Source organism: Mesorhizobium sp. M7A.F.Ca.US.014.04.1.1 (assembly GCF_003998745.1).
Classification (GTDB): domain Bacteria; phylum Pseudomonadota; class Alphaproteobacteria; order Rhizobiales; family Rhizobiaceae; genus Mesorhizobium; species Mesorhizobium ciceri.
This window is the reverse complement of the sequence record NZ_RZRW01000106.1, coordinates 1-12,959: the sequence shown is the minus strand read 5'-3', so window position 1 is coordinate 12,959 and position 12,959 is coordinate 1. Positions and strand designations below refer to the sequence as shown.

The 12,959-nt window shown below is 61.3% G+C and carries 12 protein-coding genes and 1 pseudogene; 2 read left to right on the top strand and 11 right to left on the bottom strand.

Features of this window, described 5'->3' with window-relative positions; genetic code table 11:
- Positions 1 to 65 precede the first annotated feature (65 nt).
- Positions 66 to 2,177, bottom strand: coding sequence for a catalase (locus tag EOA22_RS10070; RefSeq protein WP_063170145.1), 2,112 nt, complete (start codon positions 2,175 to 2,177; stop codon positions 66 to 68).
- 290 nt (positions 2,178 to 2,467) lie between these two features.
- On the opposite strand from EOA22_RS10070, the gene EOA22_RS10065 reads away from it, so the two are divergent.
- Positions 2,468 to 3,031, top strand: coding sequence for a sigma-70 family RNA polymerase sigma factor (locus tag EOA22_RS10065; protein WP_013533212.1), 564 nt, complete (start codon positions 2,468 to 2,470; stop codon positions 3,029 to 3,031).
- Here the strand turns inward: EOA22_RS10065 and EOA22_RS10060 are convergent, their stop codons facing one another.
- The 10 genes from EOA22_RS10060 to EOA22_RS10015 all read right to left on the bottom strand — a co-directional run bounded on the left by EOA22_RS10060 (position 3,032) and on the right by EOA22_RS10015 (position 11,874).
- The gene (locus EOA22_RS10060) at positions 3,032 to 3,208 is read right to left on the bottom strand and encodes a hypothetical protein (protein WP_081714227.1); all 177 of its coding nucleotides are present in this window, start codon (positions 3,206 to 3,208) and stop codon (positions 3,032 to 3,034) included. It abuts the gene before it with no gap.
- 305 nt (positions 3,209 to 3,513) lie between these two features.
- On the bottom strand, positions 3,514 to 4,428 hold the full coding sequence (locus EOA22_RS10055) for a class I SAM-dependent methyltransferase (RefSeq protein WP_063170146.1): 915 nt from the start codon (positions 4,426 to 4,428) through the stop codon (positions 3,514 to 3,516).
- 3 nt (positions 4,429 to 4,431) lie between these two features.
- Positions 4,432 to 5,418, bottom strand: a complete 987-nt coding sequence (locus EOA22_RS10050) for a GNAT family N-acetyltransferase (RefSeq protein WP_063170147.1) — start codon at positions 5,416 to 5,418, stop codon at positions 4,432 to 4,434.
- Positions 5,415 to 6,524 (bottom strand): glycosyltransferase, encoded by a 1,110-nt coding sequence (locus EOA22_RS10045; RefSeq protein ID WP_063170472.1) that lies wholly within the window; start codon positions 6,522 to 6,524, stop codon positions 5,415 to 5,417. The genes EOA22_RS10050 and EOA22_RS10045 overlap by 4 nt, the downstream gene beginning before the upstream one ends.
- Before the next feature lie 46 nt (positions 6,525 to 6,570).
- Positions 6,571 to 7,503: a hypothetical protein gene (locus EOA22_RS10040; protein ID WP_063170148.1), complete on the bottom strand. Its 933-nt coding sequence runs from the start codon at positions 7,501 to 7,503 to the stop codon at positions 6,571 to 6,573.
- A complete protein-coding gene (locus tag EOA22_RS10035; RefSeq protein WP_127389949.1) occupies positions 7,496 to 8,257 on the bottom strand; it encodes a TIGR04290 family methyltransferase in 762 nt (253 codons plus the stop codon). Before EOA22_RS10035 ends, EOA22_RS10040 begins: the two co-directional genes overlap by 8 nt.
- A gap of 2 nt (positions 8,258 to 8,259) precedes the next feature.
- Positions 8,260 to 9,063 carry a sugar phosphate nucleotidyltransferase gene (locus EOA22_RS10030; RefSeq protein ID WP_127389948.1) on the bottom strand — a complete coding sequence of 268 codons (804 nt, stop codon included), beginning with the start codon at positions 9,061 to 9,063 and terminating at the stop codon, positions 8,260 to 8,262.
- Positions 9,063 to 10,163 carry a glycosyltransferase gene (locus EOA22_RS10025; RefSeq protein ID WP_063170150.1) on the bottom strand — a complete coding sequence of 367 codons (1,101 nt, stop codon included), beginning with the start codon at positions 10,161 to 10,163 and terminating at the stop codon, positions 9,063 to 9,065. The genes EOA22_RS10030 and EOA22_RS10025 overlap by 1 nt, the downstream gene beginning before the upstream one ends.
- A 14-nt stretch (positions 10,164 to 10,177) precedes the next feature.
- Positions 10,178 to 10,774 (bottom strand): histidine phosphatase family protein, encoded by a 597-nt coding sequence (locus tag EOA22_RS10020; RefSeq protein ID WP_063170151.1) that lies wholly within the window; start codon positions 10,772 to 10,774, stop codon positions 10,178 to 10,180.
- Positions 10,771 to 11,874: a myo-inositol-1-phosphate synthase gene (locus EOA22_RS10015; protein WP_013533202.1), complete on the bottom strand. Its 1,104-nt coding sequence runs from the start codon at positions 11,872 to 11,874 to the stop codon at positions 10,771 to 10,773. The genes EOA22_RS10020 and EOA22_RS10015 overlap by 4 nt, the downstream gene beginning before the upstream one ends.
- A gap of 155 nt (positions 11,875 to 12,029) precedes the next feature.
- On the opposite strand from EOA22_RS10015, the pseudogene EOA22_RS10010 reads away from it, so the two are divergent.
- Positions 12,030 to 12,959 (top strand): annotated as a pseudogene (locus tag EOA22_RS10010) (hypothetical protein); the annotation flags it as partial.

Here is a 12,959-nt window from a genome sequence, read left to right as displayed (position 1 = left end):
CCGGATGGGTTGGCGGCAAACCAAAGAGTGCGGACGCGCCAACGGAAACAGCTGACGCCATCGCATCAAAGTTTGACAGCCGCCTCCCGCGCCCAGAGCCGCAGTTTGCGGCATGACTGCACAAACGCAGCTACCGAAGCTGCCGAATCCAGCCGCCTCAGCCCCTCATCGGCATCGGGAGCGACGCCTGCTTTGATCAGGAGCGGCTCGGCCCCGGAGGTGAAGCCGATGAACTTGCAATGCGCAAACGCATCAGACACGAAATCCTTCGCAGCGGCCTCCGTGACCAGTAGCTCGGCGCCCGCCTCGGAGAGGAGCAGCACCACCGCGTCGAACAAAACGGATGGACCGCCGTCGATCATGTGCCTTGCCTCGATGTGGGTGCCGTCGGCGGCTTCGACGCCGCCCACCTTGGGCGCAACCACCTCCATCACCGCGCCTTCCGCTTCGATGGCGGAACGAAGTTCCTCGAACAGCGCGACATCGGCTCCATCGCTGAGCATGACACCGACTTTGCGGCCTTCGAAACTGTCGGGCCCGTTTTGGATGATGCTGAGCGCCGGCGACGGCGGCAAGTCATCGCGCGGTGGAACGGCGGCTTCGGCAGGTTCGGGCATGTCACGGATGCCGAGCTTGTCGGCGACCGTGGTCGCCAGCGTTTCATCGATGTTCAACAAATGCGAAACCATGCGTTCGCGGATCGCCGGTGCCTGGACCTTGCTCAGTTCAAACGTCAGCGCCATCGCGATGTGACGCTGCTCCGGTGGTGTCTGGCTGTTGAAGAATTGCCGGGCCTGGCTGTAGTGATCGGCGAAGCTCTCCGCGCGCAGACGTACTTTCTGCCCTTGTTCGGCATCGGAGAAAGAACGGAAGCCACGCTGCGGATCCTCGCGCGGTCCCAGTCCCCATGAGTTAGGTTCATAGTTGGCGCGACCGGCCGGATTGCGCATGGCCATGTGCCCGTCCTGTTGAAAATGGGCGAACGGGCACTTCGGCGCATTGACCGGCAGATGGGTAAAGTTCGGACTGCCCAGCCGCTTCAATTGGGTATCGAGATAGGAGAAGTTGCGGCCCTGCAGAAGCGGATCGTTGGAGAAATCGATTCCGGGCGGCACATTCTGCGTCATGAATGCAACCTGCTCGGTCTCGGCGAAGAAATTATCCGGCATCCGGTCGAGCACCAGCCGACCGACCGGAATTGGTTCGAGAACCTCTTCGGGAATGATCTTCGTTGCGTCCAGGATATCGAAGTCAAAACTGTCGGCAAACGCCTGATCGAACAGTTGCACCGTCAACTCCCATTCCGGGAAATTGCCGGCCTGTATGGCCTCCCACAGATCGCGGCGATGGAAGTCGGGATCGGCGCCGTTGATCTTGACCGCCTCGTTCCAGACCACCGATTGCATGCCGAGCTTGGGTTTCCAGATGAACTTGACGAAGGTGGATTCGTCCTTGGCGTTGACGAGGCGGAACGTATGCACACCGAAGCCTTGCATGAAGCGGAAGGAACGCGGGATGGCGCGATCCGACATGATCCACATCACCATGTGCATCGATTCCGGCATCAGGCTGATGAAGTCCCAGAAATTGTCGTGCGCCGTCTGTGCCTGCGGAAAAGCACGGTCGGGCTCCTGTTTGGCGGCGTGGATCAGATCGGGAAACTTGATGGCGTCCTGGATGAAGAAGACCGGAATGTTGTTGCCGACCAAATCCCAATTGCCTTCCTTGGTGTAGAGCTTGACCGCAAAGCCGCGCACGTCGCGGGCGAGATCGAACGAGCCCTTGTTGCCGGCAACCGTCGAGAAACGAACGAATGCCGGCGTCTTTTCACCAGCTCGCTGGAAAATGTCGGCACGTGTGTATTTGGCCAGTGAGTCGTAGGTCTCGAAATAACCATGCGCGCCATAGCCGCGGGCATGGACGACCCGTTCCGGGATGCGTTCGTGGTCGAAGTGGAAAATCTTCTCGCGAAAGTGAAAGTCTTCGATCAGCGATGGTCCGCGTTCACCGATCCGCAATGTGTTTTGGTCGTCGGAGACAGGCGTTCCGAGCGCCGTGGTAAGGACAGGCGTGTCGTCTCCCGCGACCTGGTGCAACTCGCCGCCATTTCCGCGCGCGCTATTCTGATCCAGTCCACTTGCCGATTGGCGAGCGGAGGGGCGAGCGGATTTGGCCATGACAGGTCCTCGATCGATACTGGAAGGTTAAAGTGGCAAGCCATCAAACTGCCGGTGAACGGCTTTGTTCCCGTAAAAAAGCGGACGCTGTAGATACCACTGTCGAAGGAGGCGTCGCTGCTGCGGTGATGGTATGCGCCGATCGCATGACAGATATCTCCGCCCGCGAAGAATTATGAAGAGTTGTCTCCAGCAAGAGGAACGAACCAAACTTCCATGCATTTAGCTGAGGCTGCGTTCACACACTCTTTCTGCTGGGAGCTGGACCATTGTCATCCGGAGGCTGCCTTTTGGCCGACCAGGAAACCAATGAAGTTTCCATCGTTGACCTGATACCCGCCCTGCGGGCATTCGCCCGCACCTTCTGCCGCGTCCCCGACGATGCTGACGATCTCGTGCAGGAGACACTGACCAAGGGTCTCGCCAACATCGACAAGTTCGAACCCGGTACGCGAATGAAGTCGTGGCTCTTCACCATCATGCGCAACACCTATTATACCCGGGTCAAGATCGCTGCCCGGGAGGCGCCAGGCCTGCTCGACTGCGCCTCTTCGAGACCAATTTCGGAAGCCACCCAGGAATGGACCGTTCAGAGCAGGGAAGTTCACGGCGCCATTCAAAGACTGCCTGAACACCAACGCGAGGTGCTGATGCTGATCGGCGTTTTGGGAGTGAGCTACGAGGAAACCGCCGACATATGCGGTTGCGCGGTCGGGACGGTCAAAAGCCGCCTGAACCGTGCGCGCGCCAACATCCTTGAACTCCTAGGGGAGAGTTCGCTGGAGACATTGATGGAGAGGAGAAACCAGCTGTCGGACGGTCAGCTCGACGTCGAGGTCGACAGCCGCAGATAGTCAGTTGTTCACGTCGCGCCGACGCTTCTCGACGAGCGCGTTCTGCAATTCGATCGCCAGCTTGGTGAGGCGGTCCGGAATCTTTTCCTGCTCTATGGCTGCCAGCAGGGAGGCAATCTCCCGATCCACCGCCATCTCGACATGCGGATCCGCGGTATCGTCGCTCGAACGAGACATCACATTCTCTTGATAGCGGTCCCTTGATCGTAGTGTGGTGATAAGCGCCCGGCATTACAAGCCTGTGTCCACCGCCGAGAAGCTGACCGGCGGACCCTTGCACAGGTTTATTTCCTTGCTCCTTGGTCGCCCCGCGGACCACAGGCCCGCGCGGTGGCGTTCAGTCCTTCGGCAATCGATTAGCGGCGTAATCCTTCGGACTTGATCCGATTGCCGTCCAGCCCGCGCTCCTCCTTCGAATCGAGGACACTCGTTGGTGCCCTTTGCTCGACATCCGAACTGGCATCGTGCTGTAATGTTCCGTCTCACCGAGCGAGCAAAAAAGCGTTGCCATCCCATGATCGAAACGGCTTCTCACCGTCGATGAGGACCCGCAATTGATGAGCTTGCGCCAGACGGCCGATATCGTCGCGGTCTGAGAAAAGCGATCCGCGATAGGAATAGTTCAGCAAGGCGAGCCAGCCCGGCCGTTTCAGAACGCGCGCAATTTCTTCGAAATGCCGCTCTGCCATGCCGGCCAGAACCAGATAGGGAAAGCTGTCGACCGCCAGCACGCAATCGAAACTGGCATCGTCGAAATCGGCCAGATCGAGACCGGAGGTTTGTCGTAACTCGACATTGCCGAGTGCGGCGCATTGCTCTGAGGCGATGGAGATCATTCGCGACGATATATCGATACCGACCATCCGCTTGAAGGATCTGCACAGCGCACGCTCGAAACGGCCGATGCCGCAACCGATGTCGAGAATGCTCCGTTCCCTTCCGGTGAATTCTCGGGCTTCCAGCCATGCGACGATTTCGTTGGTCGTGGCTGTGAGCCTTTCCACATCGCCGAGGGATGCCAGTTGGACACTCGCGGCTCCCGAAATCGCTGCCGCGGCATCGAAGCTGGACGCCAGCCGCATGACGACAGCGGCATTCGTCTCGTCCTCATTGCGCTCATGGCGAACGGCGCCGCCCGTCGCTCGCAACATGGCAAAGACGTCTGGTTTGCAGCGCAGCAGTCCGGCGACCTTCCGCAATCTTGCCGCGTCGCCGGTATCCGCCGGACGGACTTTCAGCACGACCTCCGCCAATTCCGCTGCCCCAATTGTGGGCGGCAGGTGGAGCGCCAGCCTGACGAGAACACCTTCGGCGCAAATACCGTCGGCCATGCAGTCTTCAACCGCCAGCCTGACCGATGTCCGGCGCTGGGCGCCTTTCGGTGCGGTTACACTCATGGGTCAACTCCGCGTCCAGACCCTGCGCATCGTCCACCTGTCGGCGGCGCCCCAGCCATATTTGTAGGCCTCCTGGCCGCGCAGGAAATCGAACTCGCGCGCATCTTCACGGATCGACTCCACGATTGCGTGGCCAATCAGGATCGCGCCCGGGCTCTCCTCGGCATAAGCAGGGTCGAACCCACCCAGATAAGCGTAGGCACGGCCGCGGTGGTGAAATCCGTAATAGGCACCGATGGTCCTGTCATCGATCGCGAGCAGCCAGCATCGCACCAGACCATGAGCATCGAGCAAGGGAAGCGAGAGCCGATGGAATTGCTCGACGGCGGGGTTGGCCAACACACCCCCTCCGTGTTCGGCCCATCGCACATTGTGCAGGCGGATCAATTGATCGAGGAAGGTTTGCGGACTGCCGTTTGCCGATGACAGCGCAATCCGGCCGCATCTTGATGCCGCCTGGCGCGCCCGACGCAACTGGCGTCTGCGTCTTGCGGGGACGCAGCCTGCCAGCGTTTCGTCGCCGGCGATGGCGAGCACGGGGCAGGCGGCATGGGCGGTCGGCCGATCCATCTCGGGATGCTTCATCGCAAGGGCGACGCTGTCCTGCGGCAAGTCCGACAAGATCCATTGCGCCCACCCGATCGAGAAGATCGACTCGCTGATAATGCCGACAACCTCGGCTTCGATCCCAGGGACAGCCAGGATGTCCAGATAGTCGCTGAGCGAAATGCCGACCGGAAGCAGCTTCGAACCGGCCGTCCCGTGCTCGAGATAGAGCGGCGCCAGCCCGACCAGATCGCCGCCGCGCCAGACCGCGACTGTCGCCAGTTCACCGGGTGCGAATGCGTGCCACCATGGCACCAGCCAGGCGGGAGATTGAAACGGCGTCGCCGAGGGACTCTGCTGCCACAGTTTCCACCAGTGCGGCGTCAAGGCGTCGAACTGCGCGGGGTCACCGATGATTTCGCAGCGCAGCACCGCTTTGCTCACGGCGTCGCAGCCAAGCGCCGGCGACCAGTGCCAAGCTGTGCCAGCGCCTGATAGGCATCCATGTAAGACGAGATCATCCGTTCCAGCGAAAATCGCCGTCGCGCCTCCGCCCTGCATGTCTCGGCATCCAAGCTGGGCGCCGCAAGAATGGCTTGGGCCATCTCGTCGACCGTGTCGACGAGAAAGCCCGTCCTGCCGTGCTCTATGACGTCGGGAAGCGCACCATTTGGAAAGGCGACTACCGGGGTCCCGCAGGCGAGGGCCTCCATGGCCACAAGCGAGCTGGTCTCGGCTGCGAGGCTCGGAATGACCAGACAGCGCGCTGCGTTGAGAAAGCGTCGCTTGGCGGTGAAGCCGAGCGGGCCAAGGAAGCGGCGGCGGCCATCGAGGCGAGATTGGACCTCGTCGCGAAAGTACCGCGTATGCGTTTCGTAGGGATAGACCTTACCGCCGACGACCAGCGGAACGCCTGCTAGTTTGGCTGCATCGAGCGCCAGGTGAATGCCCTTCTCCGGGCAAACCCGGCTCAGAACCAGGGCAAAGTCGCGCTTCGGCTGCGGCAGGTTCAGTGCTTGGATGTCGACGCCGTTCGGAATCGGTGCCGTCAGCCTGGCGCCTGATGGCGCGGTTTTCTGCTGGCTGGGTGAGACCGCATGAAGCCAGAGGTCGCCACGCGTCGGGCGCAATGCCGCGGCCGGATACCAATCCAACGGCAGGTGGAGGGTCACCAAGGTCGGACCATCGTCGGGCAGATAAGCGTCGAAATCGATGCCGTGCAGATGAACCACATCGATGGGCCATCGGGCGCGGGCAGCGGCGATCGCTTTGCGATGGGCCTCTTGCGCGCGGCGCTTCGCCGCCTCGTCGAGCATGCCGTTTTCGGCCGGTATTTCCACAAGCGTGCCGCTCGTGCTGGAGCCACGGCAAGCAATGACGATAGATCGATGGCCGGCGTGAACCAACGCCCGATCGAGCATCGACAGAACCTGTTCGGCACCGCCGACAGCGTCGGGTCCGACGGGCGCGAGAGGGTAGGCGACATTGAGGACGGTGAGTGTCGCGGCCGGTTGCGTCCCGGTGCCCTGCGCCGCATCCCCACCTGTCAGTGGTGTTGCGAAGTCCGGCATCTGATGCATGGGCAGCATGACGATTTCACGCGGCCGAGGCCCGCCGCGTGGGGAGCGAGGCGGATGTCATGCCAGGCGCATAGCGGCGGATCATGGTTGAGCAGAATTCCGCGAACTCCTCCGGCACCAGTGGCGGGCTGGTGTGGTGGGGCATCATTCCGCGATGCTGAGGTGTGAAGCAGAAGGTGACCGTCACGTCGAAATCGGCGAGTGCTTCCATCTGCCGGTCGAACCAGTCCAGCGCATTCGGCCGAAAACTGTCCGCCCAGGAAAGCCCGGTACGCATATTGGTGACACCCAGCCGCTTCAGCCAGGCGACAGCGTCGTCCAGCCGCGGATCTTCGAAATGAAACCACTGCACCAGTCCCATTGCGGGTGTATAGCGCAGGAATTCCTCCAGCGCGGGCTTTGGCGTGCCGTCCTGGCGCAGCAGCCCCATATGGAAATGACGGTAATAAGAGGAGCCTTCGGCTTCGCGGTGACGCGTCGTTGCTTCCCATTCACGCGGAAGATCGTAGAGGCTGTACCACTGGACGCGTGGTGCATTGCCGAGCAGCAATTCAGCTGTTCGCTTGAGCCCCCAGACCTGGATTTCCTCGGCGCCGAAGGTCGATACGCCGACTTCGCTGACCCAGATGGGAAGGTCGGTGACGGTCGCGATCTCGCCGATCTTCTGCGGCCATTCCTGGATTTGCCACAGGTTCCAGTCGAGCGGAAAGCCGTGCACGGCGACGGCGTCGACATGATCCAGCACGCCGAATTCCTTCATGCGGGTGATGAATCCCGGGTCTATCGGCGAGATGCCACCGAGCACTTTGGTCAAAGCCGGGTTTTCAGATGCGATTGCGTCCGCCGCCAGGATTGCCATCCTGGCGAAGCGGCTCCAGTCGGGGTCGAGCTCGGGATCCCAATGCGATTTGTTGTTGGGCTCGTTCCAGATCATCGCGGCTTCAATCATGGCGCTGTCCTTTCGGGGGGTAGACGGGACCGCCACTGGCCGGGTCGCCTGCGGCCCGGCAGAAATAGACCTCCTGCTCAGGGTGCAGAACGATCTCGAAACCGGCGCTGCGCAGCATCGCTTCGGTGCAGGCTCGATTGGGTATCCACCAGTTGGTCGGGTCGTCGGCATAGCGGTGCTCGATGAAATGGAGCTTGGGAAATTCCGGCCGGTCGAACAGGTCATGCGTCCAGAAATGATAGTTCTCTTCCATCTCGGGAAGATCGGTGCTGCCGCGCTGCATGGACTGGAAGATCATCAGATCACCGGCGACATGCTCACGGATAAGGTCGAGCGCAAGCAACGGGTGGCGCAAGTGATAAAGCACCCCCATGAACAGCACGATATCGAATGTTTCGCGCAGGGCGCCGACGTCGTAGACCGACAGTTTCTGGAATTCGATCTCGCAATTGGCGATCTCGGCGGCAAAGCGGGCCTGCGCCAGATAAGCCTCATCGAAATCAATGCCGAGGACACGGGCAGCACCTCGCCGTTTCATCTCGATGGAATAGAAGCCGGCATTGCAGCCGATATCCAACACCGTCTTGCCTGTCAGATCCGCGGGAATGGCCTCGGCGAATTTGCGCCATTTGATCAGCGGGTAATTGCCGAGAAAATGGTTGGGAGCGGTTTCGACACCGGCCAGTTCCATGTTGTGGAACCATGGGCCGAGAGCATCGATACGGCGGCGGATTTCGGCATGGGAATGCAGCATGGTCAGGCTCCTTCGCCGGGAACGACAGGCACATGCGGGTGTGCTCCACCCACAAGCATGGCGGTTTGGCGTTGTTCGGATGCGACGCCCTCTTCGAGCAGCCGAAGAGCCGTGCGATAGCCGTTGAAGGTGCCGACATCGACGTAGGAGACTCCGGCCTTGACCCGGTGGGCTTCACCGCCGGCAGCCAGATAGGCATTGATCAGGGTGCCGATATATTCGTCACGCCGGTCCCGTTCACGCCAGAGTGCAGCGAGTTGGTGCAAGATCCGGCCCGGCATCTTGAACGCCCCCCAGATCCAGTTCGTGGCAGCGTCTTGCCGCTTGACCAGAATTTCCTTCACCCGATCTCCCTCGTCGAGAACCACGGCATCGAAAAATTCCGGGCGGTCCACCGGGAAGAGCAGAAACGATAGGGAACTATCCGGCAGGCAGGAGAAGCCGTCCTCGGGGAACCAGATCGTATCGGGCAAACCAATCAAAACCGTCTCGTCGGGCGCGACGAGAGGCGCTGCCCGAAAAATCGCATCGCAAAGTCCAACAGGGTTGGGCTGCACCACGAACAGAGCCGCAGCGTCACCATAGCCGGCGGCGTAATATTCGAGAATGTCGGATTTGCCCGATCCGATGATGAAACAGATCTTGTCGACGCCGGCGCGCACCATCCGCCGCACCAGGTACTCGCTCACCGCGCAGGGACGCTCCGTCTGTCCATCGATCCGACTGCCTACCGGCAGCAGCTCTTTCGAGAAGCCGAGCGGTTGAATGCGGCTGCCGCGCCCGGCAGCGGGCACAATGCCCAACATCAGACTGCTTCCATCATCGGTTCGCGGGGAGATCTTTGAAAGGCGTCGTTTAGAATGTGGTCCAGCTCCGCCGCGCGCCGGGCAGAAGTGTGTTCATCCAGAACCCGTTCGCGCGCACGGGTTTTGATGGCATCGAGTTCATCTGCCGGCAAGGCGAGCGCCGCGACCACGTCATCGGTGTCGTGGGCCAGCAGGATCTCGCTGCCGGGTTCGAAGAAGCTGCTCAGGCCAGGCCAGGTGTCGGTTATGATCGGCACCCCGCATGCCGCCGCTTCGAACAACCGGCCCGAAGGACACCAGCCTTTTTGCACCATCGCCTCGCGGGTGACATTCAGCGTCAGTCGGGAGGATGAGAAAAACGCCGGATGATCGGCCGGTGGCAGATGCCTGACGAAGAAGATGTTGTCGCCCCACGGGAATTCCTGCGGATACTGTGCGCCGCCGATGATGAAGCGCTGATCCGGTAGACGCGCGGCGGTGCGGACCAGCAGCTTTTCGACGCCGGCCTGGCGATCCGCCGCGTAGGTCCCGAGATAGGACAGATCACCGGCGAATTCGGCCCGCTTCTCTGCCGGCCGGTGTTGGTCGGGATCGACGTGCCCATAGAGCGGCACCACATGGCGCGCACCCAGAACCGTCTTCAGCGCGTCGACCGCCGAGCCGCCGGTGTAACTCAGGACGAGGTCGAAATCGGCAAGACCCTCAGGGCCGAAATAGGGTGGACGCTCACCTTGTTCGATGCGGGCAAGCGTGACCGGAGTGTCCAGATCGTAGAACACACGCAGTCCGCGGCCTGCCTGCTGCGCCAGCCGCGAGGCGTCCACGGCGTCGGGACAATAAGAGGTGACAATAACGACATCCGATTGTTTGACTGTTTGCTCCGCGACCCGGCGGATGTCCTCCCAGTCCGGGTAGAGCACGACGTTGCCGCCGTCCAGGCGATCAAGATCGCGCGCTCCGGCATAGTAGGGCGTGTCGCGTTCGAAGAAGGTAACGGACCAGCCGCGCCGGGCGAGGGCTCGGATCAGTCCCCTCCATAAGGTGGCATGGCCGTTGCCCCATGAAGACGTGACGGTAAGACCGAAAATGACCATCTGCATCCGGCAAATCCTCGTCAGGCAACTTCGTTCAATCGGATCAGCTTCGCCCCCCAGTCCCCCGATACGATCGTCGTGATCGAAGCGGGATCGATGTCGAAGCGAAAGCAGTCGCCGGCCGGCAAGCCAAGGACCTTGCAGACGGCGGCCTTGATCACATCGGCGTGGCTGACCAGGGCGACACACTGATTCGGATGCTGCTCGTGGACAGCATTCATCACCGCGACGACGCGCTGCTGGACATCGTGCATGGTCTCGCCACTCGGTGTCCTTGCCACTTGCCGCTGATCATTCCAGGCTCGCCAGCTGGCGTCGCCATTCAGCTCATCGAAAGTCTTTCCCGACCAGTCGCCGAAGTCGATCTCGTCAAGTTCGGCGCAGATCGCGATTTCTCCGACACCGCAGGCGAGCGCAATTGGCAGCGCCGTCTCTCGGGTACGCTCGCGCGGGCTGCACAAGATCGCGACGATGGGCTCCCGGGCCATGCGGCAGCCAAGCTGCGTTGCCTGCGCCTTACCGGCATCGCCGAGGCAAACGCCGTCCATACGGCCTGCCAGATAGGAGCCGACATTTTCGTGTGCCGCATGGCGGATCAGAAAGAAGGTCGTCGTCATTCTGCGGCATCGAGCAAAGGCTCGTCCTTGCCTGCGATAAAAGCGAGCGTGCGCTGCCGCGCTTCGGCGTCGGTGAACTGTTCCGGAGGCGACTTCATGAAATAGCTGCAGGGACCGGTCAGCGCGCCGGCTATGCCGCGATCGAGCGCCAGCTTGGCGCAGCGTACCGCATCGATCACCACGCCGGCCGAGTTGGGCGAATCCCAGACCTCCAGCTTGAGCTCGGCATTGAGCGGCACGCCGCCGAAGGTCGTGCCTTCGACCCTTATATAGGCCCACTTGCGATCGGTGAGCCAAGGCACATGGTCGCTCGGGCCGACATGGATGTTGCCCGGCTCCAGGGGAACATCGAACTGGCTGGCCACGGACTGTGTCTTGGAGATTTTCTTCGATTCCAGCCGCTCGCGTTCCAGCATGTTGAGAAAATCGGTGTTGCCGCCGAAATTCAGTTGATAGGTGCGGTCGATGCGTACGCCGCGTTCACGGAAGAGATTGGCTAGCAACCGATGCACGATGGTCGCGCCGACCTGGCTCTTGATGTCGTCGCCGACCAGCGGCAGCCCGCGCTGCTCAAAGCGCCGTCGCCATTCCGGACGTGAGGCGATAAAGACCGGTATGCAATTGACGAAGGCGCAGCCGGCCTCGAGTGCGCATTCGGCATAGAAGCAGGTCGCCTCCTCGGAACCCACCGGCAGGTAGGAAACCAGCACGTCAGCGCTGCTGTCACGCAGGATCTCGGTGACATTGGCAACCGGCTCGGGAGCTTCTTCAATCTCGTCGCGCAAATATTTGCCGATCCCGTCCAGCGTCGGTCCGCGCTCGACGCGAACGCCGGTTGTCATGGCGTCGGCAAAGCGGAACGTGTTGTTGGGGGCGGCGTAGATCGCTTCCGCGACGTCGAGGCCAACCTTGCTCTTGGCGACATCGAATGCGCAGACAATCTCGATGTCGTCGACGTGGTAACCGCCGAGGTCGGCATGCATCAGCCCAGGGATTGGTTCGTTGCTTTTAGCGTGACGATAGAACGAGAGGCCCTGCACCAGGGAGGATGCGCAATTGCCGACCCCAACGATACCAACACGAACCTTTTTCGATCCCACGAAACCGCCACCCTATGTTGTTCAAAGGTAAGTTCCTGGCGCCGAACCATCAGCTTGCCGGAATGTTCCTCCACCCATCGAAAAATTGCGCGAGACAGCATGGATCGAAGCCGCATCCGATGCGTTCCCGCACGGCAAGCATTGGAAACCGATCGATGATCGTCTACGGCGACCACAAGCGGACGCAGGACGCACAACAGCTTCGCGAAGCAGCAGGCGAAATGGCCGTAAGACTTGATCGGATGTCTCATGGCATCCGACGCCATGCTGCATTGGTCGGACTGTTCATCAGCGTGTCGGAGCTGGTTCAGGCGCTTGCCGACGTCGATTTCGGAACCTGCGGCATCGACATTTTTTCGCCACGGCAACAGCAAGGCGCCAGGCTGCTGGTCGGGCTTGCGGCAGAGGTAGCGAAGTCGTGGCGAAGCGGTTTCAACGTTGGCGGTGGCATCGATCCGGGACTTCTCAAGCTGCTGGCCGGGCTCGACTGTCAGGCCGAGGTTCTGACCGGCTCCGCTGAGGGTTATGCGCATTATGCGCTTTATCCCGAAAGCTATTTGGACGCGGCGCAGAAGTCGGGGCTCGATGCGAACACATGCGTTATCGGTGTCCGCAGCATTGGCCTTGGGCTCGCAGCTATGGTGGCGGCCTCGATTGGCGCGCCTGCGCCATTCAGCGTTCGTCCGATCGGCCATCCCTTCCACAGGCACATCAACGCCGATCCGCGGTCGATCACCGCTTGGAAGAACAATCCATCGGCGCGTTTCGCCGTTGTCGACGAGGGTCCCGGCCTGTCCGGCAGTTCGATGCATGCCGTTGTCGTTTGGCTGCGTGAACTGGATGTCGATACGGACCGCATTCACCTGTTTCCCAGCCATTCAGGCGGCCCGGGCAGCGAAGCGTCGCCGGAGGCTCGGGAAACGTGGTCGCGCTGTCCGAAACATGTGGCGACGGCGTTTGAATGCACCTTCTCCGAAAGCTCGAAAATTCCCACGCTGCGCGATTGGGTGGCCGAGGCGGTCGGCAGGCCGGAATTAAACCTGACCGAACTATCTGGTGGCGAGTGGCGGGCCGCCCACTATGCC